Here is a 25,244-nt window from a genome sequence, read left to right as displayed (position 1 = left end):
TCAATGTCAACGCGGTCGGCACGACCCTAGCCCTAAATGCCCGTTTTGGACCAGCCACTGTGCGGCTTCGGACTTCGGGTCTCATGACTCACTGCCCCGTGAGAGCATGGGGCACACCCATGCGTGCGCACCTTCCCCTCAGACTCGCGCGGACAGCCGCCTTCGCCGCCGTCTGCGTGGCTCTCGCCGCCTTCGCGCACGTGCTGGGCGGCGGTTCGGCGCCCGCGCCGTGGGTCGCCGGATTGGGGCTCGCGGGCGTGTCCGCGCTCGGGCTGGCGCTGTGCGGCAAGGAGCGCTCCGCGGCGACGATCAACGTCGTGCTGGTGGGGGCGCAGCTGGCGCTGCACGAGCTGTTCGCGGGCGACGGCGCCGCCTACTTCTCCATGCGCGGCCTGTTCGAGCTGGGGGCCGCGGCGCACGGCCACGGCCAGGGCGGCCTGGCGGTCAACACCGGCATGCTGCTCACGCACGTGACGGCCACGCTGATCACGGGCCTGTGGCTGGCGCGCGGCGAGGTCGTGCTCTGGTCGCTGCTGCGCCTCGTCGGCCGCCGTCTCATGCTGCTCCCGGCCGTCGCCGTGCCGCCGTTCGCGCGGCCCGCCGCGCCGATCGTCCGGGCGAGGGTCGTCCCGCTCCAGCCGGAGTTCCGGCACAGCGTGGCCAGGCGTGGTCCTCCACTTCCCGCCTGACCGTCTGACACCCCTTGTTCATCCCCGTTCACCAAGTGGAGTTCCCGCATGTCCTTCGCACGCCGTGCGGCGACCGTGCTCGCCGCCGCCACCGCCCTCACCGTCGGCCTCGCCATCCCGGCCCTGGCCCACGTCTCCATCCAGCCGGGCACCGCCGAGCAGGGCGGATTCACCAAGGTCGCGTTCCGGGTGCCGAACGAGCGCGACGACGCCTCGACCACCAAGATCGAGGTCTCCTTCCCCGTCGACCATCCGCTGGCGTTCGTGTCGGTCAAGCCCCTGCCGGGCTGGGACGTCAAGGTCACGCAGGGCAAGCTGCCCAAGCCGGTCAAGACCGAGTACGGCGACCTCGAAGAGGCCGTGACCAAGATCGTGTGGTCCGGCGGCAAGATCAACCCGGGCGAGTTCCAGGAGTTCGAGGTGTCCATGGGGCAGTTGCCCAAGGACACGGACTCGCTGGTGTTCCCGACGAAGCAGACCTACTCCAAGGGTGAGGTCGTGGACTGGTCGGACGCGCCCAAGACGGACGGGACCGAGGCGGAGCACCCCGCCCCGACGCTCAAGCTGGTCCCCGCGAGCGGGGGCGACGAGCACGGCATGGCCTCGGCGCCGGCCTCGGCCGCTCCGGCCGCCGCCGCTCCCTCGGTGACGCCGGTGGCGGCCGCGTCGGCCTCCGACGGCACCGCCCGCCTGCTCGGCGGCGCCGGCCTCGTGGTGGGCGTCATCGGCGTCGTGATCGGCGCGCTCGGCCTGCGCCGCCGTCCCGCCGCCTGACGTTCCGGCGTCCCGCGCCCCGGCCGTCCGCGGTCGGGGCGCTGCCGCTGTCAGGAGGTGATGTCCTTGCCGGAGAAGCGCGCCCAGGCGATCGAGCCGAACAGCACGATGTACGCCCCGAACGCCAGCAGCCCGTCCCGCAGGCTCCCGAAGTCGATCGGGCTGCGCAGCACGGCGTCGAAGTTCGTGAACTTGGACGGCAGCAGGTAGGGCGTGATCGAGCCCAGCTCGGGGATCGCCCGGAGCACCTGGCAGACGATGACCAGCACCATGGTGGCCGCGATGGCCCCGATGGACACCTCGGTGAACGTCGACAGCGCCACCGCGACCGCGGCCAGGGCGGCCATCCCGGCGCCGACGTACCCGACGGCGATGAGGATGCGCAGCAGCCCGTCGGCCATCGAGATCGTGCTGCCGGACAGCAGTGTCACGTCCCCGGCCGGGAAGAGGATCAGGCCCGTCACCAGCGCCGTCAGGGCCACCACAGCGGTGACCGCGTACGCGAAGACGACCGCGTTGAGGTATTTGACCAGCAGCAGCCGGGTGCGCCCCGCAGGGGCGGCCAGCAGGTAGCGCAGGGTCCCCGCGCCGGCCTCGCCCGCGATCGAGTCGCCGGCCACGACGCTGACGGCGACCGGCATCAGCAGCAGCACCAGGAACGAGAACGACACGAACGTCAGCATCAGGCTGTTGCCCACGACGTCCTGGACGAGTCCGCCCATCCCCTCCTCGGAGGCCACGAGCCGCAGCGCCACGCCGATGACGATCGGCACGACGCCGAGCACGGCCAGCATCGTCAGGTTGCGCGGCCTGCGGAACGTCAGGCCCAGCTCGGAGCCGAGCAGCCGCCAGAACGCCCACGCCCTCCCCGCCGCGGGGGCGGGAGCGGAAGCGGACGGCTCCGGCGGGCGGCGTTCGGTGGTGCGCATGGACTCCGCGACGGGCACCAGCCCGGGCGTGCGGCGCTCCCCCTGGGTCTCTGCCCCCGTGGTCCCGACGGCGGACCCCAGGGTCCCCGCCGTCTCAGCGGTCGCCGTCTCAACCGTCGCCGTCTCAGCCGTCGACATCGAAGCCCTCCCCTGTCAGTCCCACGAACACGTCCTCCAGGCTCGGCCGCACCACGGCCAGCCCGCGAACGGCCACGCCCTCCCCCACCAGCGCGGCGTTGACGCGCTCCGGCGCGTGGCCGCCGAGCTCCGCCGTGACCTCGCCGCCCGAGGTCAGCACGTCGGCGAGGCCGAGCGTGCCGAGCACCCGCGCGGCGTCCGCCACGTCCGGTGTCTCCACCCGGACGCGCGTCACGAGCCCGCCGTTCAGCGAGGCGATCGTGCCCTGCGCCACGAGCTTGCCGGTACGCATGATCGCGGCATGCGTGCACATCTGCTCCACCTCCGCCAGCAGGTGGGAGGAGACGAAGACCGTGGTGCCGTCGGCGGCGATCTCCTTGACCAGCGCGCGGACCTCGCGCGTGCCCTGCGGGTCGAGCCCGTTGGTGGGCTCGTCCAGGATGAGCAGCTCGCGCGGCCCCAGCAGGGCGGCGGCGATGGCCAGGCGCTGGCGCATGCCGAGCGAGTAGTTGCGGAAGCGCTTGGCGGCCGCGGCCGACAGGCCCACGCGGTCCAGCGCCTCGGCGATGCGCCGCTTCGCGCTCGCGCGGGGCGCGGTCGGGTCGGCGGAGTCGAAGCGCATCAGATTGGCCGCGCCCGACAGGTACGGGTAGAAGGCCGGCCCCTCGACCAGCGCCCCCACCTTGGGCAGAGCCTGGGCCTGGGGCAGGCCGAGCACGGAGTACCCGCCCGACGTCGGCGCGACCAGGCCGAGCAGCATGCGGATCGTGGTGGTCTTGCCCGAGCCGTTCGGCCCCAGGAAGCCGAACACCGAGCCGCGCGGCACGGCCAGGTCCAGCGTGTCCACGGCGACCTGGCCGCCGCGGAAGCGCTTGGTCAGGCCCTCCGTGACGATCGCGAACTCCCCCGCGCTCACCCCCGGGGGCAGGGCCGCCCCGGAGGGCGCCCCTGCTTCCTGCGTGACGGTGGTCACTTGGTGCCCGCCGCCTTGGTGATCTCCTCCGGGGTGACCGCGCCGACCAGGAGGCGGCCGTCGTCGGTCAGCAGGGCGGTGACGAGCTTGGTCTTGATCAGCTTGCCGGAGCCCCACGTGCCGCTCACCGGGGTGGCGGACTTCAGCACGCTGTCGATCAGCGCGCTCGGGTCGGCACCCGCGCCAGGGCCGCGGCCTTCGCGACCGTCCGACGGCGTCGCGGTCTTCAGGTCCGACAGCGAGAACGGCACGACCGCCACGGTCGTCCAGCCCTGCCCCACGACCTTCGCCCGCTCCGCGACGTCCTTGGCGTGCTCGGCGCGATCCGCCGCCACGTCCTGGTCCATGCCGGCCCCGAGGGTCTTCTCCTCCACCTTGGCGCCCGCGGGCGGGGTGAAGGTGAAGTTCTCGGCCGCCGGCGGCGTGAACGTCACCTGCGTGAACCCGACCTGGAACGCCGGCTCGGCCGAGCCCTTGGCGTAGACCTGCACCTGTAGCGGGACGTACGTCTCGCCGTCGAGCGCGATGCGGATCTCCTGGACGAGCGAGCCCCCGTCCTTGGGCGCCAGCACGAGCTGATAGACCGGCCGGCCCGCCACCTGGGCGGTGTTGATCACGCGGACCGCCGTGTGCTGGTCGACGTTGGCCAGCAGGTGCTCGGCCACCTGCTGCGGCGTCACGTCGGTCGGCCGCGGCGTGGGCAGAGCGCGCTTGTCCTGCCCGGTCTCCGCCTTGATGGTCAGCTTGGTGGCCGTGTTGGTGGCGCTCTCCCAGTACCAGCCCGTGTCGCCGTTCACGATCAGGTTGGTCTCGTTCAGCTGGGTCGGCAGGGCCACCCGGACCTTGTCGTCGCCGCCGTACCAGACCTTCACCTCGTGCGAACCGGACAGCAGGCTCAGCGGCGACGCCTCGCCGGTCTGCGGCAGCGCCGGCAGGCCGAGCGAGGCCGTCTGCTGCACCGTGCCGGACATCGGCGCGATGCCGCCTTCCTTGCCGGTCGCCGCCACGGCGTCGGCCAGCAGCTGCTGTGCCGACCGCTCCGGCAGCACGGGGTCGCCGCTCACCGCGGCTATGACGGGGCCGGCGCCAATCGCGGCTCCGATCACGGCCGCCGCCGCGATCGGGACTCCCCACCTCACGAACGTGCCTCTGCGCATCTCACTCCTTAACGGTATGTCGATGTTCAGAGCCTGCGTGATGCATCCTTAGGCGGACCTGAGACTGTCTGAGACGGCTCTCAGCCTTCTCAGCGTTGTCTCAGGCCGGGAACAGGAGAATTGCCACATGAGAGTACTTGTCGTCGAGGACGAGCGGCGGATGGCCGCCGCGCTCCAGCGGGGGCTCCAGGCTGAGGGGTTCGCCGTGGACCTCGCCCACGACGGCGAGGAGGGCCTGCACGCGGCCAGGCAGGGTGACTACGACATCGTGGTGCTCGACATCATGCTGCCCAGGCTCTCGGGCTACAACGTGTGCAAGCAGCTGCGCGCGGAGGAGAACTGGGTGCCGATCCTCATGCTGTCGGCCAAGGACGGCGAATACGACATGGCCGACGGGCTCGACCTGGGCGCCGACGACTACCTGACCAAGCCGTTCTCGTACGTGGTGCTGGTGGCCAGGCTGCGGGCGCTGCTGCGGCGCGACGCGGGGCGGCGGCCGTCGGTGCTGGTGGCAGGCGACCTGTCGCTCGACCCGGCCCGGCGCAGGGTCGAGCGGGACGGGACCTCGATCGAGCTGACGCCGAGGGAGTTCGCGCTGCTGGAGTACCTGATCCGGCGGCGGGACGAGGTCGTGTCGAAGGCGGAGATCCTGGAGCACGTCTGGGACACCTTCGACACCGACCCGAACGTGGTCGAGGTGTACGTCGGCTACCTGCGGCGCAAGATCGACGCCCCGTTCGGCAGGAACGCGCTCCAGACCGTGCGCGGCGCGGGCTACCGGCTGGCGGGCGACGGTGGCTGACTCCCCGCTCGTCTGGTGGCGGCGGCAGGGGCTGCGGTTCAGGCTCACGGTGGCGGCCGCCGCGGTGCTCGCGCTGGCGCTGGCCGTGTCGGCGTCGGTGCTGGTCAGCGTGCTCGAACGGGCGCTGATGGACACGGTGGACGAGTCCACCAGGCAGACGGCGCAGGCCGTGCGCGTGGCGGCCGACGCCGGGACGCTGACCAGCCCGATCACCACGCACGACGGCACGATCGTGCAGGTCATCGACGCCGGCGGGCGCATCACGCACGTGACGTACGGCACCGACCGGCTGGTCCCGCTGCTGGACGCCAAGGCCCGGGACAAGGTGCTCAAGCGGGGGCAGGCCACGCTCCTGGACGGGCGGCCGTACGCGGTCCCCGGGTTCCTGCGGGTGATCGTGCTCAGCGCGGACCGCGGGCAGACCGTGATCGCGGCCCGGCCCATCAGCGAGATCCAGACCAGCCTGGTCACGGCCGGACGGGTGCTGCTGGTGGGCACGCCCGCGCTGATCGTGCTGCTCGCGGTGGCGAGCTGGCTCATGATCGGCCGTACGCTGCGCCCGATCGCGGCCCTGCGCAGGGGCGCGGCGGACATCACGCACACGGCCAGGTCGCGCCGACTGCCGGTGCCGCAGTCGCGTGACGAGGTGTACTCGCTGGCCACCACGCTCAACGGCATGCTGGCCAGGCTGGAGGAGGCCGAGCAGCGCCAGCGGGCGCTGGTCTCCGACGCGGCGCACGAGCTGCGCAGCCCGCTGGCCAGCATCAGGCTGCAGCTCGAGGTCGCGCTGGGACATCCGGAGGGTCAGGACTGGCGGGAGACCGCCGAGGGCGTCCTGGAGGACACGATGCGGCTGTCCAGGCTGGCCGAGGACCTGCTGGCGCTGGCCAGGCTGGACGAGCGCGGCGGCGTGCCCGCCAGGCGGGAACCCGTCGAGCTGGACGAGGTGGTCCGCCAGACCGTCGACAGGTACGCCGAGGCGCGCCTGACGGTGTGCGACCCGGTCGTGGTGCGCGGAGACGCCCTCGACCTGAGCCGGGTGCTGACGAACCTGATGGACAACGCGGTACGCCACACCTCTTCCAAGGTCGAGGTGGCCTTGACCGCGGACGGAGTGCTGACGGTGACCGACGACGGGCCCGGCATCCCTGAGCAGGATCGCGAGCGCGTCTTCAACCGGTTCACCAGGCTGGACTCCGGGCGCAGCCGTGATGAGGGCGGCGCCGGGCTGGGGCTGGCGATCGTACGCGAGACCGTGCGTGCGCACGGCGGCACGGTCGTCCTGGAGGACGCCGCGCCTGGACTGCGGGCCGTGGTGCGGTTGCCGGTCTCCCGGTAGGGGGTGTGCCGGTCTGGATCGTTCCTAATCGGGTCAGGCCGCTGTCCCCTTTTCCGCCGTGGACAGGAAGTCCTGGGCGATCAGCGGCAGGCGGCGGCGGGCGTGCACGACGGCGATGACGCGCCGCACGGCGGGTTCGAGCGAGCGCACGATCAGGCCCGCGCGACTGGCCTGTTCCGCCAGGCCGCGGTACCAGAGCAACGACGCCTGGCCCGCGCGTACCGCGTTGAGCCAGCCGTTGCGCTCGTCGGTTTCGAGCACGACCACGGGGCTCACCGAGTACTTGCCGAACATCGCGTCCAGTTCCCTGCGCCGCATGCTGCCGCGGGCCGGCAGCGCCAGGCGCATGCCGTGCAGCTTGCCCATCGGCACCGGGTTGGGCAGGTCGAGCCCGGGCGGGGAGATCAGCACGATCTCCTGGCGCTCGAGCGGATGGGTGATCAGGTCCGTGGGGACCGGGAGATCGGTGAGCCCGAGGTCGGCCCGCTGATCTCTGATGGCGCTGACGACGCCGTCTCTGCCGTCGCAGCGAACGATGTGCACGCGTACTCCCGGATGCTCGGCCGCATAAGCCGGGAGCAGCCGCCCGGCCAGGCCGGGTTCGAGGCTGGGCGTGGACGCGATGCGGAGCTCCGCTTCCGTGACGCCGCTGTGGTTGGCCAGGCCCTCGATCTCGTGAACGGCATCGAGTGCCTCCCTCGCCAGCTTGACCACGCGACGGCCCTGCGCGGTGACGACCACGCCACGGCCTGAACGAGCGAAGAGCGTCATACCGAGCTCCCGCTCCAGATCGCGGATCGCGCGGGACAGCGCAGGCTGCGCGATGTAAAGCGATCTTGCCGCGTCGGTCATGGTGCGGTGCTCCGCAGTCGCGACCACATAGCGGAGCTGCTGGAGATTCATGCCAAAGAAGCTAGGGCAACGCCCGCCGCGCGGACCGGGAGATAACCGAGATCACCTCGAATGATTTCGGACCGTAACCGATCACTGCTACATCCGTGACGGGTGAGAAATGAGTATGCTTTTGCCCCAAATTTGGCAAGGGTCCGGCAAGTCGCGGCGCAAAGCCATCGATTCCAGACAACCGGGCGAACGGGGAGACACGGTGACAGGGAACGGGCATTATCCACCCCCGCCACAGGGGCCAGGGCAGCCACAGAGGCCTCCCTCATTGCCGTGGCCGCCGCCGAACTACCGCCAGCCGCAGCCGCCGAGCCGGCAACCGTACCCGACGCCTCCGCCGCCTCCCCCACCGCCCCCCCCGCCCCCGGGACCGCCTCCGCAGGGGAACCCGTACCAGCAGGCGCCGCCCCACCCTCAGGGGCCCGCCTACCCGCAGCAGGCCTATCCCCAGGGCGGCCCGCAGTACCCGCCACCGCCGCCACCCTACGGGCAGCAGCAGCAATACCGGCAACCGCCGCCCCCGCCTCCGCCGCCACCCCCGCCGCCCCCTTTGCCGCCGGCGCAGTGGGGGCCACCGCAGCGCAGGAAGTCCGGCATGGGCGTCTTCGGCGTGATCGGCGGCGTGCTCGGGGGGATCGCCGCGCTGTTCGTGCTGATCGTCATCGCGTCGGCGCTGTTCAAGAGCGCGTCGAGGTCGGAGACGACGACACCGGTCGCGATCCCGACGTACGAGCCGTCGGAGCGCGCCACCAGCGACCCGTTCCCGACCCGCACGCGGCAGCCGACCCCGACGGAGTCCGACTCGCCGACGCAGCAGCCCACCCGGGAGGAGACCCAGGAGCCGGAGACGACCCCGACGCAGCCTCCCAAGGTGACGCTGAACACGAGCCTGAAGAGCAACACCATGTACCGGGCGGGCTCGCTGCCCAGGCTGAGCTGCTCCGGCGGGAGCGCCGACATCTTCAACCACAGTCAGCTCAAGGCGCTGATCCTGAAGACCGGCAAGTGCATGGACCGGGCCTGGGGGCCGATCCTGGAGAAGCAGGGCATCCAGTTCAGCGCGCCCAACTACGCCATCGCCGCCAAGCGGGGCCGGGGCGCGTGCGGCGACTATCCGTCGGCCGGGAGCATGGTGCCGTACTACTGCCCGCGCAACAACACGATCTACGCCTCCACCTCGGCCATGTCCCGGGGCAACGGCAACGCCCGCGGGTACGGCCAGATCATCCAGTGGCACGGCGGCATCATCAGCATGATGGCCCACGAGTACGGCCACCACATCCAGAACATCACCGGCCTGATGGACTCCTGGTGGAGCGCCACCCTCGACTCCTCCGGCCAGAGCGGCAAGCTGGCGCTCAGCAGGCGGCTCGAGCTGCAGGCGACCTGCTTCGGCGCCATGTGGATGCGGTCGGTGGCGGCGACGTACCCGGTGAGCACGTCCCTGCGCAGCCGCCTGTTCTCGTTCTACGCCCAGGTGGGCGACTATCCGGGGTGGCCGCGCGACCACGGCACGCCCGCCAACAACAACCGGTGGTTCCGGCAGGGCTGGGAGCGGGACAAGACGTACCAGTGCAACACCTGGATGGCGCCGTCCTCGACCGTCTCCTGAAAAAATTACGACCTACCCAAAACCCCATAAACGCGGCCCATCGTGCACGTAGTGTTCATCTCAGCTTGGGCACATGTCTCTGATGTCCAGATATGGGGACTAGAATCCTGGCAATCTTGTGCCCAACGGGGGGCAACGACAGTTTTGCCTGGTAGGCGTGTAAGGAGCCGGGTGTGAGCAATCGCGATGGGGCAGAAACCGTGCCAGGGGGCAACAAGAAACGGCGACCCGTTCGCCGTCCGCGCCCTGGCTCCTCCTCCCCTCGCTTCGCCAAGCCCCTGACGACCGGATCAGTACTCGGGTGGACCGCTTTGTCCGCCATCGCGCCCGGCGCCGCACATCTGCGCGCCGGGCGCCGCCGTACCGGGCTGATCCTCCTCAGCGTGTACGCGGTGCTGCTCCTTGCGGCCCTGGCCTTCGGGCTGACCCGGAACATGCAGAACCTCACCGCGTTCGCCGGCGACGGGATGATGATGACCGTGGTCGTCGTGGCCTCGGTCCTCGCGCTGATGTGGTTCGCGGTGCTGGTGACCTCGTACGTCGCGCTCGGGCCCAACCGCCTCAACCAGCAGGGCCAGGTGCTGACCGGCATCGTCGTCGGGGTGCTGTGCGTGGCGGTGATGTCGCCGTTCGCCCTGACCGCCAACTACGTGCTGACCGCGCGGGAAGCGATCAAGCAGATCTTCCCCTCGGCACCCGACCCCGAGGCCCCCGCCCCGGTCAAGGAAGGCGAGGACCCGTGGGGCGGCAAGGACCGCGTGAACTTCCTGCTGATCGGCGGCGACGCGGCCGGCAACCGCACCGGCGTGCGCACCGACAGCATGAACGTGGCCAGCATCGACCTCAAGACGGGCAACACCGTCCTGTTCAGCCTGCCGCGCAACCTGCAGCACGTGCGATTCCCGCCGACCTCGCCGCTGCACAAGCAGTTCCCGAACGGCTACATGGCCGAGCTCCCCAACGGCGGCCTGCTCAACGAGGTCTGGCAGTACGCCAACGACAACCCGCAGCTCATGGGCGGCAAGAACAAGGGCCCCCGGGCGCTGATGGACGCCATCGGCTACACGCTGAACCTCAAGATCGACTACTACATGCTGATGAACATGTACGGCTTCGCGGACCTCGTCGACGCCATCGGCGGCCTCAAGATCCGGGTCGAGCAGGACGTCAAGTGGGGCGGCCACTTCGGCACGGCGGGCACCATCAAGGCGGGCTACCGGAAACTGTCGGGCGAGCAGGCCCTCTGGTACGGCCGCTCCCGGGTCAACAGCGACGACTTCTCCCGCATGGCCCGCCAGCGCTGCGTCATCGGCGCCTTCGCCCAGCAGGCCACCCCCACCGTGATCCTCACCAACTTCACCAGGATCGCCGGCGCGGCCAAGCGGCTGGCCCAGACCAACATCCCGCAGCACCTGGTGCAGCCGCTGGTGGAGCTGGCCGTCAAGGTCAAGGACGCCCGGATCACGAGCCTGCAGTTCGTGCCGCCGGAGTTCTACTCGGGCCGGCCCGACTGGGCGAAGATCCGCGTGGCCTCCAGGAAGGCGATCGCCGACTCCGGCCGGCCCGCCCGCCAGGCCCAGACGGCCAACGTGAGCGCGTCCCCGAGCGTCACGTCCTCGGCCACGCCGACCCGTACGCGCCAGGCGGCGGCGCCCACGCAGACGCCGACCAGGAACACCCAGAAGGGCGCCAAGTCCCTCGACGAGCTCTGCGGCCTGTAACCCACGGCACCGGCGGCGGGGAATCCCCCCGCCGCCCGGCCGTCAGGCGGTGACCGACTTCCGGGGCAGCAGCACCATCGCCCCGATGTAGAGCACCGCCGCCACGATCAGCAGCCCCTTGTACCCGATCACCAGCGCCGCGTACTCCAGGCAGCCACCCACCATGGCCCCCAGCAGGTTAGCGCCGAAGGAAGTGGTCGCGTCGGCCGTCTCGGCGAAGCGCTTGGCGAAGACGACGTTCGCGGCGAAGATCGGCAGGAACGCCACCACCACGGCCGCCACCGCGCGCAGGGGCACCGGCAGGGACAGCAGCCACGAGTTCGGCACCAGCCAGGACAGCAGCAGGCCCGCGAGCAGCACGCCGTACATGACGGGCAGCGGCGGGGTGCGGAAGTGGCGGGTGACCTCGACGGCGGCGAGGACCGCGACCAGGACGCCGGCGAAGACGATCGCGTTGACCACCCACGTGGTGCCGAACAGCAGCGCGAACCCGGTCACGCTCTTCGTCTCCAGCAGCATGAACGCCACGCCGAGCAGGAACAGGTCCGCGTACGGCCGCATCCGCTCGTAGGGTCCGGCGACGACGCGGACGGCGAAGAGGCTGACGATGAGGATCAGGCCGAGCGTGATGATGTAGATCGGCGGGATCGTGGCGTCCTTGAGGTAGAGGAACGGCCGGTCGTCGTTGGCGGGCTGCGGGGTGCCGGGGGCGGCGCCGGGCCACTCCGACGCGCAGCGCTGCGCGTCGGCCGTCACGCCCGCCGTGATGACGGCCTGCTGGCCGGCGGTGCTGACGACGTCGACGCACGGCTTGTGGCCGAAGGCGCTCTGCATGGTGGAGGCGAGGCGGTCGACCAGCCAGCTCTCCCGGTAGTAGTTGTACATCGAGAAGGTGCCGCCCGGCTTGAGGTGGGCGCGGGCGGCCTTCATGGCCTCCTCGGTGAACAGGTAGCTCTCCAGGCGCAGCGAGCTCGCCCCGGAGACGAGGGTGAGCGAGTCGGGCAGGGCGAAGAGGATCAGGTCGTACTTGTCGCCCGTGCGCTCGAGGAAGGCCCGCCCGTCGGTGATGTGGGTGGTGACGCGCGGGTCGTCGTACGGCTTGTCGGGGTGGACCGAGCCGCCCAGCTCGCGCAGCTTGGGGTCGATCTCCACGGCGTCCACCCGGTTGGCGCCCTTGGACAGCGCGATGGCCACGTCGGTGCCGCTGCCCGCGCCGACGATGAGCACGTCCTTGGGTGGCTTGCTGGTCCGCTCGTACGGCAGGCCGTACTGGGCCTCCCACTGCAGCCGGGCGGCGGCGGGCACGGCCTGCTGGTGCGGGATGCCGTTCACGGAGATGTCGGTGACGGGCACGCCGAGCTGGGTGAGCTGGCGCGCGGTCACCTTGTAGTACGGCGACCAGATGGCCCCGGCGGTCAGCGTCTCCATCAGCAGCAGCCCCACCACGGCCAGCGAGGGCACGGTCACCAGGCCGAGGTAGAGCGAGCGCGGCCGGGGCATGAGCAGCAGCCCGTAGCAGATGGCCGCGACCAGCCCCCAGAACACCGGCGGCGCGCTCAGGAACGACAGCGCCGTGAACGCGGCGATCCCGCTGAGGCTGCCGATCAGGTCGTAGCGGTAGGCCTCCAGGCGCGGCAGCTCGGGGAAACAGCGCCCGACGAGCTCGGCGGGGCCCATGAGCACCAGCGCGGCGGCGGCGAAGATCACCGGCAGGATCAGCCACGCGGGCGGGCCGCTGGTGGACAGGCTCGTCCAGTACAGGACGCCCTCGGTGTTCCTGTCGACGGTCACGGGGAACGTCAGGACGACGGCGACCAGGACGGCCAGCACCACGGGCGAGTAGTACGGCTGCCGCCGCGACCGCCCCACGCGCAGGAAGCCGAGCCCGATGCCCAGGAACGAGCCGAGCAGCACGAAGTTGGTGAAATAGCTGAGGTGGACGATGTTGGACCCGGTCCACCGGATCAGCGCCAGCTCGAGGAACAGCATGAAGGCGCTGGCGAGGACGAGCCTCGGCCGCACCGCCAGCCAGTGAGCTTTTTCTCCGTCGTCGACCGGCATCTGCGCCTGGAGCGTCATGATTCGACACCGTAGTGAACAGACCGGGAACACGGAAGCCTGACGCCCCGGAAGAAATGTCATCCGGTTCGCACTAATTAGGGTATTTGCGCAGGTCAAACCCTTGAAAGGCGCTGGACGCCGGGGCGATGAATGGAGGAATCTTGGGGAGTTCATTCCCTCCACGAGATTCGGTGGTGACACATGCGGGTCCTGATCCAGCTCCGCCCCTCCCCCGATCTGGTCGCGGCCGTCGCCGACCCGGATCAGAGCGCCACCACGGCCGACGTGGCCGACGGGCTGCCCGGGGTCGAGCTCGACACCGCGTACGTCCCCGTGGCGGTCGCGCGGCCCGTCCCGATCGCCGGGGGCGACCCCCTCTCGCTCAACCAGCCGCTCGACTTCTCGCTGGCCGCCGAGGACGCCTCCGTGCTGGTGCGCGGCACCATCTCGGACGACGAGCTGGCCTCCAGGGTCACGCTGCTGCCCGCGTTGAGGCCCGACGTGGTCGGCGTCTTCGCCGACCCGGTGATCGCGACCACGCGCACGTGCGGAGGCGACCCGCCGGTCGGCACCTGGCACGACGTGGAGCGGCTGCTGAACGTGCCGGGACTGAGCGCCGAGGGTCTCGACGGCAGCGGGGTGGCGCTGGCCGTGCTCGACACCGGGATCAACGCGGCCCACACCGCCAGGCAGCTCGGCAGGGGCGTCACGCTGGACGCCGAGCGGTCCTGGAGCCCGCAGGGCGTGTCGGGCAAGGCGGGCGAGTTCGAGGTCGATCACGGGACGATGTGCGCCTTCGACACGCTCATCGCCGCTCCCCAGGCGTCGCTGATCGACATCCCGGTCCTGCTGTCCACCCGGCCCGGCGGCTCGGCGCTGGACGGGCTGCTGTCGGACGCGGTGTCGGCGTTCGCGCACCTGCGCAGCGTGCTCGCCGCCCAGCCCGCCGAGACCAGGGCGCTGGTGGTGAGCAACTCGTGGGGCTCCTTCTCCCCCGAGTGGGACTTCCCCGTCGGGCATCCGGGCAACTACTCCGACAACGCCGCCCACCCGTTCAACCTGATGGTGGCCGAGCTCGACCGGGCGGGCGCGGACGTGCTGTTCGCGGCGGGCAACTGCGGCACCCAGTGCCCCGACGGCCGGTGCGTCTACCCCAACCGGCCCATCGTCGGGGCCAACTCCCACCCGAAGGCCCTGTCCGTCGGCGGCGTCGACATCAACGGGGAGCGGGTGGGCTACTCCTCGCAGGGCCCCGGGCGGCTGACCGCCCGCAAGCCCGACTTCTGCGCCTACACCCACTTCTCCGGGTCCAAGGCGTTCGGCGACGACGAGCCCGACTCGGGCACCTCCGCGGCGACGCCGGTGGCCGCCGGGCTCGTCGCCGCCGTCCGCACCCTGTGGCCGTCGACCCGGCTGTCGCCCACCCAGCTGCGGGCGCTGCTGCGGCGCACCGCCGAGGACCGCAGCGAGGTGGGCTTCGACTACGACTACGGCTACGGGAACGTGGACCCGGCGGGGATCATCGCCGCGCTGCGGCGGCGCGCCAGGAACGCGGCCTGAACGGCGCTCTCAGGCGTTCTCCCGGTTGAAGACCCGGGTCCCGACCGTGAGGCTGGCCGCGGCGAACACCACCGTCACGGCCACTCCCAGGCCCACGGTGCCCGTCAGGTAGTGCCCCTCGAACAGGTCGCGCAGCGCCTCCAGCGTGTACCTGAACGGGCTGATGTGCGAGATGGCGTCGAGCCAGCCCGGCGCCATCGACATCGGCAGGAACGAGCCGGACAGCAGGACCAGCGGGATCACCGCCGTGGACATCACGGGCGCGAACAGGTGCTCGTTCATCGTCAGCGCGATGGCGTACGACAGCGCGGCCAGACTGCTCCCGAGCACGATCACCAGCACGAACCCGGCCGCCAGCCCCGGCGCGGGAGCCCGCAGGCCGAAGGCGAAGGCGACCACCAGGAGCAGCAGCGTCTGGATCGTCATGGTGAGCGCGTTGTTGAGCACGCGCCCGAGCAGCAGCGCCAGCCGGCTGGCCGGGGTGACGCGCATGCGCTCCAGCACGCCGGAGCGCTTCTCGAACACCACCCCGAACCCGGCGAGCCCCATGCTCATGAGCCCGAGCTGGATGATGAGGCCGGGGACGAGCGTCTCCCACGTGCCGAACGTGGTGAAGATGGGCCCGAACAGCACCAGGAAGAGCAGCGGCTGGATCGCGCCGAAGACCATGCCGACCTTCTGCTGGAGCGTGACGCGCACGCCATGGCGGAACAGCACCCAGGTGTCACGCAGCATCAGACGCCCGCCTCCTCGCGCAGGGACCTTCCGGTGATGTCCAGGAACACCTCGTCGAGCGTGCGCCCGCCGGTCTTCAGCTCGGCCGGGGCGCCCTCGGCCACGATCCGGCCGTGGTCGATGATCACTATCCGGTCGCAGAGCGCGTCGGCCTCGTCCAGGTAGTGGGTGGTGAGGAAGACCGTCATGCCCCGCTCGCCGCGCAGCGAGCGGATGTGGTCCCACAGGTTGGCCCGGCTCTGCGGGTCGAGGCCCGTCGTGGGCTCGTCGAGGAAGAGCAGGACCGGGTCGTGCAGCAGGGCGAACGCGATGTCGAAGCGGCGGCGCTGCCCGCCGGACAGCGCGGCGCCGGGCTTCGACTCCAGGCCCGCGAGTTCGAGCCGCTCCAGCGCCTCCCGCGTCCTGGCCTCGGCCGTCGCCCGGTTCAGGCCGTACAGCATGCCCTGGAGCACGAGCTCACCCATCAGCGGCGAGGTCGGCGACGTCCCGCCGGTCTGGGAGACGTAGCCGATGCGCCTGCGCACCTCCTTCGCGTCGCCGAGCAGGTCGTGGCCGGCCACCGTGGCGGTGCCGGACGTGGGGCGCAGCAGCGTGGTCAGCATGCGCATGGTCGTGGTCTTGCCGGCGCCGTTCGGACCGAGGAACCCGACGATCTCGCCGGGCCCGACCGATAGGTCGACGCCTTTGACGGCCTCTGTGCCGCCGTCGAAGGTCTTGCTCAGACCTGAAGTCCTGATCATTTCATCGCCTCCAAAATTAGAGTAACCACAATTTTGGTGTCACTGCAAACTTGGTACGATGGAGGCATGCAAGAGGGGCTGCGGGAGCGGAAGAAGCGCGAGACCAGGCAGCGCATCGCGGACGTCGCGATGGGGCTGTTCATGGCCAAGGGGTTCGACAACGTGACCGTGGCCGAGGTGGCGCGGGCCGCCGACGTGTCGGTCAACACGGTGTTCAACTACTTCAGCACCAAGGAGGACCTCTTCGCCGACCGGCAGGAGGTGGCCGTCGACCTGGCCCCGCGCGTGCTGCGCGAGCGGGGGCCCGGGGAGAGCGTGGTGCGGGCGTTCCGCCGCGACTTCCTCGACGCGCTCGACACCCGCCACTGGCGCTACGGGCTCAACGCGGGAGTCGACGTGTTCGCCAGGATCGTCGACGAGGCCCCCTCGCTGGGCGCCAAGCTCCGCGAGATCGGCGAGGAGCGGGAGCGCGTGCTGGCGCAGGCGCTGGCCGACGAGCTCGAGGCCGACCCCGACGACCTGACGCCGCGGCTGGTGGCCTCCCACCTTCTCAACACGACGCGACTGCTCGGCGACTACTCGATCCGCCGGCTCCTCGCGGGCGAGGACTGGGAGAGCATCGAGCCCGGCCTGCGGGCTCAGGCGGAGCGGGCCTTCGACCTGCTGGAGTCGGGCCTGGGCGACCTGCTAGCTGGAAAGGGCCCCGGTGACCAGCATGAGCCCGAACATTAGGACGACGAAGCCGAGGGTGATCATCATCAGGACCGAGCTGACGATGCCGCAGATGCGCCCGGCCTGCACCATGCCGCGGTTCTCGTAGTAGTAGCCGCTCTCGTCGATCTCGCGCAGCGCCCTGTTGCCCATCGACCAGGCGAAGGGGCCGATGAACGTGCAGACCACCAGGCTCAGGATGCCCAGCACCAGGATGGCGGTGCCCTGGGGGTGGGTCTGGGGTGGCGGCCCGTAGTAGGAGGGACCGTAGTTCGGATAGGACATGCTCGCTCGGCGCCCTCACCATTCGTCGCTCAGGTGCGTTTTTATACCACAGACATCGGCTTGATCATGTTGCGCCATCATGGTGGGGCACATGACCAAGCCCTTAGGAGCCTGCCCCCGTGCGTGAACGCACTGCCGCCTTCCTCGCCCGCGAAAGCTTCCAGCGGTTCATCGTCGGCGTCATCCTGCTCAACGCGGCCACGCTGGGTCTCGAGACCTTCCCCGCGGTGGTCGCGCGCTTCGGCCACCTGCTCACCGTGGTCGACCACATTGCGCTGTACGTCTTCGCCGTCGAGCTGATCGCCAAGATCTACGTCGAACGCTCCAGGTTCCTCCGCGACCCGTGGAACGTCTTCGACGCCGCGATCGTCCTCATCGCCTTCATGCCCGCCACGGGCGGCCTGTCCGTGCTGCGCTCGCTGCGCATCCTGCGTGCCCTGCGGCTGCTGTCGGTCGTGCCGAGCCTGCGCCGCGTCGTCTCGGCGCTGCTGCGCGCCATGCCGGGGATGAGCTCGATCGTGGTGCTGCTCGGCCTGGTGCTCTACGTGGCCGCCGTCATGGCCACCAAGCTCTACGGGAGCACCTCCCCCGAGCGCTTCGGCAGCCTGCCGACCTCGCTGTTCACCCTCTACCAGACGATGACCGGCGACGACTGGGGCAACATCGCCAGGGAGGTGATGACCCGCCATCCGTCGGCCTGGGTCTTCTTCACCATCTTCATCCTGATCTGCACGTTCGTGATCCTGAACCTCTTCATGGCCGTGGTCGTCAGCGCCATGGACGAGGAGAGCGCCGAGGAACGCGCCGAGGAGCGCGCGGTGCTGGAGGACACCAGCGAGCACACCCAGCGGATCCTCGACGAGCTGGCCGAGCTGCGCAAGGAGGTCGCCGAGCTACGCCGGCTGGACTGAGCCCTCCTGGGCCGTGCCGCCGCGGTGCCGGTAGGCGACCCGCCACAGGGCGACGACCAGCAGCAGCGCGACCACGGCCCAGCCCTCGACGAACCCGGACACCGCGCCCACCGCCAGGGGCGCGGCCACGGACGGCAGGGCCCATCCCCAGATCCACCGCCGCTCGGCGCCGCTCGCCACGCCGAGCACGGCGGAGGCGGCGAAGTAGACGGCCAGACCGGCGGCCAGCACCCAGCCGATGCCGCCGTGCGGGTGCGAGGCCGGGTCCGCGGCGACCGCGCCGAGCCCGGCCGCGGTCGCGGTGATGCCCGCGGTCATCGCGAAGTGCGCGGGCAGCGCCACATACGCGCGCAGCCCCCGCTCGGCCGCGCCCGGCACCGCGCTCACGCCGTACTGCAGGGTCAGCCACCACAGCGAGACGATCAGCCCGAACCCGGCCACCGCCGCCAGACCGAGCTGCAGGTCCCAGGAATGCCCGGAGGAGGCCATCACGACCTGCATGACGGCCTCGCCGAGCACGATGATCACGAACAGGCCGAGCCGCTCCCCGAGATGAGCGGGGTCGAGGACGGCGGCCTTGACCCGCGCCGCCGGGCGCACCACCGGCCCGTCGCCCCTCCGCCGGTCACGCTGCTCCAGCCGCTGCGCCTGCCGCAGGGCCTGGTGCTGCATCTCCTTGATCAGGCGCTCCGGCCTGCGGCTCTGGAGCACGGAGAAGATCAGGTCGAGTACGGCGCCCAGCCCCCACAGGAAGTAGCGCGCCGGGCCTTGGACGCCGATGGAGGCGAACCACGGGATCAGGCCCGCGCCGAGCTGGGCCGCCGGCCACGCCGTCAGGATCGTGCCGGCGCGCTGCAGGGTCTGCGAGGCGCCGACCCTGCAGGTGATGTAGGCGGCGATGAACCAGCCGTCATGCGTGTCGCCGGTCTCCTTCAGCACGTGCGCCACGTCGGGCGCGGCCGCGGCCATCACCGCGATGCCGAACATGCCGATCAGCATGCCGCGGGTGCGGGTGCGATCGGCCTCGGCGTTCGAATAGAGCGTCAGTGTCGTCCACACGCTCCACACGGCGTAGTAGAGCACCGCGAACAACGCGACGTTCTCCCACGTGGGGTGCTCCAGCCGGTGGGCCAGCTGCGCCACCGCCACGACGACCACCAGGTCGAAGAACAGCTCTAACCAACTCGCATGACGCTCTACCGGTTCGCTCACGGCTAACGAGAATAGAACTCCACGACGAGTTGCTCCTCCACGGGGACCACGATCTGCTCGCGTTCGGGGCGGTTCACCAGCGTGAACGTCAAATTGGCGTGATCCACGGAGAGGTAGGCCGCGGTGCGCTCGTCGGCGTACACGCCTTCGGCGGCGGCCACGAACGGCTGCATCCTGCGGGACCGCTCCCGCACCGTGACCACCTGCCCGGGCTTGACCAGGTAGCTGGGGATGTCCACCTTGCGGCCGTCCACGGCGATGTGGCCGTGGTTGACGTACTGGCGTGCCGCGTAGATGGACGGCGCCAGCCCGGCGCGCAGCACGAGCGAGGCCAGGCGGCTCTCCAGCAGCGTGACCAGCTCGGCGCCGGACGCGCCCGACTTGCGGACGGCGAGGTCCCAGTAGCGGCGCAGCTGCCGCTCCGACACGTCGTAGTACCAGCGCAGCTTCTGCTTCTCCATCAGCCGCAGCCCGTAGTCGCCGGTGCTGCGGCGGTTGGTCTTGCGGCCGTGCTCGCCCGGCGGATAGGGGCGCTGCTCGAAGTAGCGGACGGCTTTCCTGGTCAGCGGGACGCCCGCGCGACGAGACAGTCGCACCTTGGGACCGGTGTAGCGCACGTTCACCTCAATGTGATTAGGTAATCCTTACTTAGGGAAGCCTAACCTATCATTGAACGGAGGGCCCATGCTGCCGATCCCCGAGCGGGTCCGCACCCTCGCCGCGACCGCGAACGTCGCCAAGCTGTCCGTCGACGGAGCGCCCTCGCCGGCCCGGGGAGGCGTGGACGAGCGCGGCCGGCCCGTGCTCCTGGTGCTGCCCGGCGAGCCGCTGCACCCCCTGCGCGAGGACGCCGTCGTGGCGGTGAACCTGACGGCGATGCGGCAACTGGGTGAGGCCACCCATCCGCGCGGGCTGCTCGAGGTGCAGGGGTGGGCGGAGGCCGTACCGGAGAGCGAGGCACGGGGCGCGGCGGTCGCGGTGGCCGCCCACAGCGCCGACGAGAGCCTGTTCGACGCGCTCGAGCGGTTCGGGGAGCGCTCCGCGCCCCGGCTGCTGCGGCTGGACGTGGGACAGGTCGTGTACCTGACCGGGCAGGAGTCGGGGCTGCTGGACGCCGACGACTACCTGGGCGCGGCGCCGGACCCGCTGGCGGAGACGGCCGAGCGGGTGCTCTCGCACGTCAACGCCTCGCACCGGGCGCAGCTCACCGCGGGCGTGTCCCGGCAGCTCGGCGAGGAGGCCGGCGAGGTGTGGCTGTGGGAGCTGGACCGGTTCGGGGCGACCGTACGGGTGGACGAGGCGCTGATCCGCTTCCCGTGGCCGACCCCGGCCCGCTCCGGCCTGTGCCTGGAGACGGCGCTGCGCGGGCTGCTGTGCTCCTGTTGATGATCACAATTAACTCTCCGATTTGTCCGGATCGGCCCTGGCATCGGCGGCACCTCTCTAGCATTTGAGGCGTGACCGGCACGGAGCGATCATCGGAGCCCGACCCGTTCGCCGACGAGGGCGGGCGGCGAGGGCGGATACTGATGATCGCCGGCGCGCTGGTCGGCACGCTCATGCTGGCCTCGGCGGGGATTCTGGTGGGCGGGGCGTCCACCGCCAGGCGGCTGGACGCGGTTGACTGGCACCGCACCGGCCCCGGCGCCCGTGACGGCTCCATCCCGGTCGCCACCGAATCCCGCCTCCGCACCGCCCCCACCGCCCCCACCGCCCTCAGCCCCGCGCCCACCTCCCTCGGCCCTTCCGCGTCCCCGGCGCACCCCTCCTCCGCCGTGCATCGCCGCCCCACTCCGAAGCGGGCGCTCTCGGCGCGCCCGACCCCGCGGCGGACGAACTCCACGCGGCCGACCCTCGCCTCGGTTTCCCGTACGCCCACGCCCGAGCCGGCCACGGCCTCCCCAGCGGTGCAGCCGACCCGCTCGTCCGCCGCGCCGCCTCCCACCGCCGCCACGCCGCCGCGCACGCATGTTCCGCCCGGCCAGACGCGCCACCCCAGAAAGCGCTGAACCCCCTCTTACGGCCGCACACGCCGCACGACGGTCTTCAAGCCCGTCCTTTACGGCTGCGCACGGTGGGCCGCACGCGCCGACGCCCGTTTCCGCCCGTCATGGCCGGTCGTGAAGGCTCACGGGTTGCTCGCCGTGACGGCGCGCGCTCTTGACCGGCTCCGTGGCAACCCCCTCCCCCGCAAGAATCTCGGCTTCGTTGTGGAATGAAGCATTCCGTTCTGCTATTCTGGAACAGAACAAGCCGTTCCGATTCAGGAGGCCGTGGATGACCATCCTCGACACCCGCCCCGCGCAGACGCCCGCCACCCCCGCCCCCTACAAGTGGCGCTGGCCCGCGCTCGCGGTGGTCCTCGCCGGTTCGGTGATGGAGCTGCTCGACGCGACCGTCACCAACGTCGCCGGCCCGACGATGCGGGCCGACCTGGGCGGCGGCGACTCCCTGATCCAGTGGCTCGGCGCGGCCTACACCCTCGCCATGACCGCGGGCCTGCTGACCGGCGGGCGGCTCGGGGACATCGTGGGGCGCAAGCGCATGTTCCTCATCGGCGTCGTCGGGTTCACCGTCGGGTCGCTGCTGTGCGCCCTGGCCGCCTCCCCCGAGACGATCATCGCGGCCAGGGTCGTGCAGGGGCTGTTCGGGGCGGCGATGATCCCCCAGGGCATGGGGCTGATGAAGGAGATGTTCCCGCCCAAGGAGCTGGCGGTCGCGATGGGGATGTTCGGGCCGGTCATGGGGCTGTCCGCGGTGGGCGGGCCGATCCTGGCGGGCGCGCTGACCGGTGTCGACTGGCGGCTGATCTTCCTGATCAACCTGCCGATCGGGGCCGCCGCCGCGCTGGCCGCCCTGCGCTTCCTGCCCGCCTCCCGCCCGGTCAAGGGCGTGCGGCTCGATCTGCCGGGCGCCGTGCTGGCCTCCGCGGGCACCGTTCTCATGGTCTTCCCGCTGGTCCAGGGGCGCGAGAGCGGCTGGCCGGCGTGGGCGTTCGCGATGATGGCGACCTCCGCGGCGGTGTTCGCGGTCTTCGCGGCCTACGAGAAGCGCAGGGCCCGGCGCGGCGGCGACCCGCTGGTGGCGCCCAGCCTGTTCGGCAAGCGGGCGTTCGTCTCGGGCATGGCGACCGGCACGATCTACTTCGCCGCCTTCACCGGGTTCTTCCTCGTGATCGGCCTCTACACCCAGCTCGGCCTGGGCTACTCCCCGCTCAAGGCGGCGCTGACCAGTGTGCCCTCGTCGCTGGGCATGATCGCGGGCATGGGCGTCGCGCAGGCCGCCCGCAGGCACGGCCGCAAGGTGCTGCTGGCCGGCGCGATCGTCATGGGGCTCGGCGTGACCGGTGTGATCGCCGTCGCGTCCCCCGGGGTCTCGCCGTGGCAGCTCGCCCCGGCGCTGGCGGTGGCCGGGCTGGGCAGCGGGCTGATCATGAGCCCGTACTTCAGCATCGTGATGGCCGCCGTCGAGCCCCAGGAGACCGGCTCCGCCTCCGGCGCGCTGACCGCGCTCCAGCAGGTGGGCGGGGCGCTGGGCCTGGCCCTGCTGGGCACCCTCTACTTCGGCACCGGGAGCGTCACGATCACGCTGTGGGTGGCGGCCGGGATGATCGCCGCGACGTTCGCGGTCGGCCTGATGCTCCCGAAGCAGGCCCGCGAGGACTGACGATCCCCCGAAGGCGGCCGGCTCACCCGAGCCGGCCGCCTTCGCGTCTGCGGGACTGCTCCATGCCGTCCAGCAGGTAGCCGAGGCCCTCGTCGAACGTGGCGTCCCACGCGTGGTCGAGCCCGTACTCGGCGAGCGCCGGATAACGGTCGGCGCGCTCCCTGAGGAACTCGCCGGTGTCGTCCCGGTCGCGGTCCTGCCAGGTCACCTGCATGACGACCGAGCCCATGACGTAGTTGGACAGGCTGTACGCGGCGGGTTTGGGGGCGGCGAATCCGGCGGCGGCCAGGGTCGCGTAGAGGAACTCGGTACGCTCCAGCGCGTTCGGGCCCATGAGCGGGCGGTCGAGGATGGTGGCCGACCACGGGTGCCGCAGCAGGGCCGCGCGCCAGCCTCCGATGAGCTCGCGTACGGCCTCCTGCCACCCGGAGCCGCCCGCCGGCCGGCGCACCTCCCCGAAGACGGCGTCCAGGGCCAGGTCGAGGACGTCGTCCTTGGTCTTGACGTGCCAGTAGAGCGTGGTCGAGCCGGTGTCGAGCCGCTCGGCCAGGCGGCGCATGGTCAGCCGGCCCACGCCTTCCTCGTCGAGCAGCGCGACCGCCTCGGCCACGATCCGGTCGAGCGTCAGCGTCTGCCTCGGCGCCTTCTGGGGGCGCGACCACACGGTTCCCACCCGGAGATAATACGTTGTTCTAGTGACCGGATCGATGGTCTAGTTGGTCGAACGACGATCGAGTGGAGGTGGCCGTCATGGGGCACATCGAGGTGAGCGGGCTGACGTACCTGCTGCCGGACGGGCGGCCGCTGCTGCTCGAGACGTCCTTCAAAGTGGGCGCCGGCGCCAAGGCGGCGCTCGTCGGGCCGAACGGCGCGGGCAAGACCACGCTGCTGCGGCTGATCGCGGGCGAGCTGGCCCCGTCGGACGGCCGCGTCGCGAGCAGCGGCGGGATCGGGGTGATGCGGCAGTTCCTCGGCGCCGGCACCGTGCACGACCTGCTGCTCAACGTCGCCCCGCGGCGCGTCCGCGACGCCGCCGCCGCGCTGGAGGTGGCCGGGGCGACGATCGCCCGGAACGACGACGAGCCCGCCCAGCTCGCCTACGCCCAGGCCATCGCCGACTATGCCGACGCGGGCGGCTACGAGCTGGAGGTGGTGTGGGACGTGTGCGCCACCGAGGCTCTGGGGCTGCCGTACGAGCGGGTCAAGGACAGGGAGCTGGGCACGCTGTCGGGCGGGGAGCAGAAGCGGCTCATGCTGGAGGCGCTGCTGCGCGGGCCGGACGAGGTGCTGCTGCTGGACGAGCCCGACAACTACCTGGACGTGCGGGCCAAGCAGTGGCTGGAGCGGGCGATCAGGGGCTCGGCCAAGACGGTGCTGCTCGTCTCGCACGACCGGCAGCTGCTGGCCGAGGCCGCCGACCGGATCGTCACGGTGGAGGGACGCGGGGTGTGGGTGCACGGCGGCGGGTTCGCGACGTACGCCGAGGCCCGCAGGCGCCGCAGGGAGCGCCTCGACGAGCTGCGCCGGCGCTGGGAGGACGAGCGGGCCAGGCTGCGCCGACTGGTCCACACGCTGCGCCAGCGCTCGGCGAACAACGACGCGCTGGCGGGGGCGTACCAGTCGGCGGTCACGAGGCTGGAGCGGTTCGAGCGGGCGGGGCCGCCGCAGCGCGCGCCGAAGGAGCAGAACGTCCGGATGCGGCTGCGCGGCGGGCGCACCGGGAAGCGGGCGGTGACCTGCGAGGACCTGGAGCTCACCGGGCTGCTGCGGCCGTTCTCCACCGAGGTCCGGTACGGCGAGCGGGTCGGCGTGCTGGGCCGGAACGGCACCGGCAAGTCCCACTTCCTGCGCCTGCTGGCGGGCGAGCCGATCGCGCACACCGGCGTGGCCCGCCTGGGCGCCAGGGTGTCAGCCGGGCATTTCACCCAGACCCACGCGCGGCCCGACCTGGCCGGACGGGCCGCCGCCGACGTGGTGATGCGGGAGTACGCGCTGACCCGCAACGAGGCGATGGCGGCGCTGGCCCGCTACGAGCTGGCGCCGGCGGGCGGGCAGCCGTTCGAGACGCTGTCGGGCGGGCAGCAGGCCCGGCTGCAGATCCTGCTGCTGGAGCTGTCGGGGGCGACGCTGCTGCTGCTCGACGAGCCGACGGACAACCTGGACCTGGCCAGCGCGGAAGCGCTCCAGCAGGGGCTCGCGGGGTTCGAGGGGACGGTGCTGGCGGTCACGCACGACCGCTGGTTCGCCGCCGACCTCGATCGCCATCTGGTGTTCGGCGCGGACGGGCTCGTACGGGAGAGCGACGTCCCCCGCTGGGACCTCTGAC

Annotated in this window: 24 protein-coding genes; 13 read left to right on the top strand and 11 right to left on the bottom strand. The window is 71.3% G+C overall.

Features of this window, described 5'->3' with window-relative positions; all coding sequences use genetic code 11:
- Nucleotides 1-119 precede the first annotated feature (119 nt).
- Together AB0J87_RS11565 and AB0J87_RS11560 are read left to right on the top strand one after the other, a co-directional pair.
- Entirely contained in the window at nt 120-689 is a 570-nt protein-coding gene (locus AB0J87_RS11565; protein ID WP_363964373.1) for an MFS transporter, read from the top strand.
- A 48-nt stretch (nt 690-737) separates the two neighbouring features.
- Nucleotides 738-1,463 carry a YcnI family protein gene (locus AB0J87_RS11560; RefSeq protein ID WP_363964371.1) on the top strand — a complete coding sequence of 242 codons (726 nt, stop codon included), beginning with the start codon at nt 738-740 and terminating at the stop codon, nt 1,461-1,463.
- Nucleotides 1,464-1,513: 50 nt separating this feature from the next.
- Here AB0J87_RS11560 and AB0J87_RS11555 read toward each other — a convergent pair whose 3' ends face one another.
- From AB0J87_RS11555 to AB0J87_RS11545, 3 genes are read right to left on the bottom strand one after another with little or no spacing between them, the layout of a single operon-like run.
- Nucleotides 1,514-2,530: an ABC transporter permease gene (locus AB0J87_RS11555; protein ID WP_363964369.1), complete on the bottom strand. Its 1,017-nt coding sequence runs from the start codon at nt 2,528-2,530 to the stop codon at nt 1,514-1,516.
- A complete protein-coding gene (locus AB0J87_RS11550; RefSeq protein ID WP_363964367.1) occupies nt 2,517-3,503 on the bottom strand; it encodes an ABC transporter ATP-binding protein in 987 nt (328 codons plus the stop codon). Before AB0J87_RS11550 ends, AB0J87_RS11555 begins: the two co-directional genes overlap by 14 nt.
- Complete coding sequence (locus AB0J87_RS11545) at nt 3,500-4,660, bottom strand: DUF2092 domain-containing protein (RefSeq protein ID WP_363964365.1); 1,161 nt, start codon at nt 4,658-4,660, stop codon at nt 3,500-3,502. The genes AB0J87_RS11550 and AB0J87_RS11545 overlap by 4 nt, the downstream gene beginning before the upstream one ends.
- Nucleotides 4,661-4,787: 127 nt before the next feature.
- Here AB0J87_RS11545 and AB0J87_RS11540 point away from each other — a divergent pair, with 127 nt between their 5' ends.
- Together AB0J87_RS11540 and AB0J87_RS11535 are read left to right on the top strand one after the other, a co-directional pair.
- Nucleotides 4,788-5,462, top strand: a complete 675-nt coding sequence (locus AB0J87_RS11540; RefSeq protein ID WP_363964363.1) for a response regulator transcription factor — start codon at nt 4,788-4,790, stop codon at nt 5,460-5,462.
- A complete protein-coding gene (locus AB0J87_RS11535) occupies nt 5,455-6,801 on the top strand; it encodes an ATP-binding protein (protein WP_350740773.1) in 1,347 nt (448 codons plus the stop codon). Before AB0J87_RS11540 ends, AB0J87_RS11535 begins: the two co-directional genes overlap by 8 nt.
- Nucleotides 6,802-6,834: 33 nt before the next feature.
- Here the strand turns inward: AB0J87_RS11535 and AB0J87_RS11530 are convergent, their stop codons facing one another.
- On the bottom strand, nt 6,835-7,704 hold the full coding sequence (locus tag AB0J87_RS11530) for a LysR family transcriptional regulator (protein ID WP_363964361.1): 870 nt from the start codon (nt 7,702-7,704) through the stop codon (nt 6,835-6,837).
- 595 nt (nt 7,705-8,299) lie between these two features.
- Between AB0J87_RS11530 and AB0J87_RS11525 the strand changes: the two genes are divergently transcribed.
- Both AB0J87_RS11525 and AB0J87_RS11520 read left to right on the top strand, forming a co-directional pair.
- Entirely contained in the window at nt 8,300-9,316 is a 1,017-nt protein-coding gene (locus AB0J87_RS11525; protein WP_363964359.1) for a neutral zinc metallopeptidase, read from the top strand.
- 311 nt (nt 9,317-9,627) lie between these two features.
- Complete coding sequence (locus AB0J87_RS11520; protein ID WP_363964357.1) at nt 9,628-11,037, top strand: LCP family protein; 1,410 nt, start codon at nt 9,628-9,630, stop codon at nt 11,035-11,037.
- A gap of 42 nt (nt 11,038-11,079) precedes the next feature.
- Here the strand turns inward: AB0J87_RS11520 and AB0J87_RS11515 are convergent, their stop codons facing one another.
- Nucleotides 11,080-13,116 carry a spermidine synthase gene (locus AB0J87_RS11515; RefSeq protein WP_355192399.1) on the bottom strand — a complete coding sequence of 679 codons (2,037 nt, stop codon included), beginning with the start codon at nt 13,114-13,116 and terminating at the stop codon, nt 11,080-11,082.
- A 183-nt stretch (nt 13,117-13,299) separates the two neighbouring features.
- Between AB0J87_RS11515 and AB0J87_RS11510 the strand changes: the two genes are divergently transcribed.
- A complete protein-coding gene (locus AB0J87_RS11510) occupies nt 13,300-14,658 on the top strand; it encodes a S8 family serine peptidase (protein WP_363964354.1) in 1,359 nt (452 codons plus the stop codon).
- Between the two features lie 9 nt (nt 14,659-14,667).
- Here the strand turns inward: AB0J87_RS11510 and AB0J87_RS11505 are convergent, their stop codons facing one another.
- Both AB0J87_RS11505 and AB0J87_RS11500 read right to left on the bottom strand, forming a co-directional pair.
- Nucleotides 14,668-15,393 (bottom strand): ABC transporter permease, encoded by a 726-nt coding sequence (locus AB0J87_RS11505; protein WP_363964352.1) that lies wholly within the window; start codon nt 15,391-15,393, stop codon nt 14,668-14,670.
- A complete protein-coding gene (locus AB0J87_RS11500; protein WP_363964350.1) occupies nt 15,393-16,133 on the bottom strand; it encodes an ATP-binding cassette domain-containing protein in 741 nt (246 codons plus the stop codon). The genes AB0J87_RS11505 and AB0J87_RS11500 overlap by 1 nt, the downstream gene beginning before the upstream one ends.
- A gap of 66 nt (nt 16,134-16,199) precedes the next feature.
- Between AB0J87_RS11500 and AB0J87_RS11495 the strand changes: the two genes are divergently transcribed.
- Entirely contained in the window at nt 16,200-16,865 is a 666-nt protein-coding gene (locus tag AB0J87_RS11495) for a TetR/AcrR family transcriptional regulator (protein WP_363964348.1), read from the top strand.
- Here AB0J87_RS11495 and AB0J87_RS11490 read toward each other — a convergent pair.
- Entirely contained in the window at nt 16,821-17,129 is a 309-nt protein-coding gene (locus tag AB0J87_RS11490) for a DUF4190 domain-containing protein (RefSeq protein ID WP_363964346.1), read from the bottom strand. The two genes, AB0J87_RS11495 and AB0J87_RS11490, sit on opposite strands and share 45 nt — an antisense overlap.
- Nucleotides 17,130-17,248: 119 nt before the next feature.
- Between AB0J87_RS11490 and AB0J87_RS11485 the strand changes: the two genes are divergently transcribed.
- Nucleotides 17,249-18,040 (top strand): ion transporter, encoded by a 792-nt coding sequence (locus AB0J87_RS11485; RefSeq protein ID WP_350740755.1) that lies wholly within the window; start codon nt 17,249-17,251, stop codon nt 18,038-18,040.
- Here the strand turns inward: AB0J87_RS11485 and AB0J87_RS11480 are convergent.
- Nucleotides 18,023-19,252: a low temperature requirement protein A gene (locus AB0J87_RS11480; RefSeq protein ID WP_363964344.1), complete on the bottom strand. Its 1,230-nt coding sequence runs from the start codon at nt 19,250-19,252 to the stop codon at nt 18,023-18,025. The genes AB0J87_RS11485 and AB0J87_RS11480 overlap by 18 nt on opposite strands.
- 2 nt (nt 19,253-19,254) lie before the next feature.
- Entirely contained in the window at nt 19,255-19,869 is a 615-nt protein-coding gene (gene rpsD / locus AB0J87_RS11475; protein ID WP_363965049.1) for a 30S ribosomal protein S4, read from the bottom strand.
- 67 nt (nt 19,870-19,936) lie between these two features.
- On the opposite strand from rpsD, the gene AB0J87_RS11470 reads away from it, so the two are divergent.
- The 3 genes from AB0J87_RS11470 (at nt 19,937) to AB0J87_RS11460 (ending at nt 22,918) form a co-directional block, all read left to right on the top strand.
- Entirely contained in the window at nt 19,937-20,638 is a 702-nt protein-coding gene (locus AB0J87_RS11470; RefSeq protein WP_350740752.1) for a DUF2470 domain-containing protein, read from the top strand.
- 71 nt (nt 20,639-20,709) lie between these two features.
- Nucleotides 20,710-21,261 (top strand): hypothetical protein, encoded by a 552-nt coding sequence (locus AB0J87_RS11465; RefSeq protein ID WP_363964342.1) that lies wholly within the window; start codon nt 20,710-20,712, stop codon nt 21,259-21,261.
- A 268-nt stretch (nt 21,262-21,529) separates the two neighbouring features.
- A complete protein-coding gene (locus AB0J87_RS11460; protein ID WP_363964340.1) occupies nt 21,530-22,918 on the top strand; it encodes an MFS transporter in 1,389 nt (462 codons plus the stop codon).
- Between the two features lie 22 nt (nt 22,919-22,940).
- On the opposite strand, the gene AB0J87_RS11455 is transcribed toward AB0J87_RS11460, so the two are convergent.
- Nucleotides 22,941-23,591 carry a TetR/AcrR family transcriptional regulator C-terminal domain-containing protein gene (locus AB0J87_RS11455; protein ID WP_363964338.1) on the bottom strand — a complete coding sequence of 217 codons (651 nt, stop codon included), beginning with the start codon at nt 23,589-23,591 and terminating at the stop codon, nt 22,941-22,943.
- A gap of 77 nt (nt 23,592-23,668) precedes the next feature.
- On the opposite strand from AB0J87_RS11455, the gene AB0J87_RS11450 reads away from it, so the two are divergent.
- Nucleotides 23,669-25,243, top strand: a complete 1,575-nt coding sequence (locus AB0J87_RS11450; RefSeq protein WP_363964336.1) for an ATP-binding cassette domain-containing protein — start codon at nt 23,669-23,671, stop codon at nt 25,241-25,243.
- The last annotated feature ends 1 nt before the right edge of the window (nt 25,244 follow it).

It is taken from the genome of Nonomuraea sp. NPDC049625, from assembly GCF_040675285.1.
GTDB classification, from domain to species: domain Bacteria; phylum Actinomycetota; class Actinomycetes; order Streptosporangiales; family Streptosporangiaceae; genus Nonomuraea; species Nonomuraea angiospora_A.
The sequence above is the reverse complement of the archived record's forward strand: the minus strand, read 5'-3'. Positions and strand labels throughout refer to the sequence as shown.

Coding starts and splice junctions, on each gene's coding strand:
- AB0J87_RS11515 (WP_355192399.1), bottom strand. CDS start 13,116: ATGACGCTCCAGGCGCAGATGCCGGTCGACGACGGAGAAAAAGCTCAC.
- AB0J87_RS11490 (WP_363964346.1), bottom strand. CDS start 17,129: ATGTCCTATCCGAACTACGGTCCCTCCTACTACGGGCCGCCACCCCAG.
- AB0J87_RS11530 (WP_363964361.1), bottom strand. CDS start 7,704: ATGAATCTCCAGCAGCTCCGCTATGTGGTCGCGACTGCGGAGCACCGC.
- AB0J87_RS11505 (WP_363964352.1), bottom strand. CDS start 15,393: ATGCTGCGTGACACCTGGGTGCTGTTCCGCCATGGCGTGCGCGTCACG.
- AB0J87_RS11525 (WP_363964359.1), top strand. CDS start 8,300: ATGGGCGTCTTCGGCGTGATCGGCGGCGTGCTCGGGGGGATCGCCGCG.
- AB0J87_RS11495 (WP_363964348.1), top strand. CDS start 16,200: ATGCAAGAGGGGCTGCGGGAGCGGAAGAAGCGCGAGACCAGGCAGCGC.
- AB0J87_RS11555 (WP_363964369.1), bottom strand. CDS start 2,530: ATGTCGACGGCTGAGACGGCGACGGTTGAGACGGCGACCGCTGAGACG.
- AB0J87_RS11450 (WP_363964336.1), top strand. CDS start 23,669: ATGGGGCACATCGAGGTGAGCGGGCTGACGTACCTGCTGCCGGACGGG.
- AB0J87_RS11500 (WP_363964350.1), bottom strand. CDS start 16,133: ATGATCAGGACTTCAGGTCTGAGCAAGACCTTCGACGGCGGCACAGAG.
- AB0J87_RS11560 (WP_363964371.1), top strand. CDS start 738: ATGTCCTTCGCACGCCGTGCGGCGACCGTGCTCGCCGCCGCCACCGCC.
- AB0J87_RS11460 (WP_363964340.1), top strand. CDS start 21,530: ATGACCATCCTCGACACCCGCCCCGCGCAGACGCCCGCCACCCCCGCC.
- AB0J87_RS11540 (WP_363964363.1), top strand. CDS start 4,788: ATGAGAGTACTTGTCGTCGAGGACGAGCGGCGGATGGCCGCCGCGCTC.
- AB0J87_RS11565 (WP_363964373.1), top strand. CDS start 120: ATGCGTGCGCACCTTCCCCTCAGACTCGCGCGGACAGCCGCCTTCGCC.
- AB0J87_RS11545 (WP_363964365.1), bottom strand. CDS start 4,660: ATGCGCAGAGGCACGTTCGTGAGGTGGGGAGTCCCGATCGCGGCGGCG.
- AB0J87_RS11510 (WP_363964354.1), top strand. CDS start 13,300: ATGCGGGTCCTGATCCAGCTCCGCCCCTCCCCCGATCTGGTCGCGGCC.
- AB0J87_RS11470 (WP_350740752.1), top strand. CDS start 19,937: ATGCTGCCGATCCCCGAGCGGGTCCGCACCCTCGCCGCGACCGCGAAC.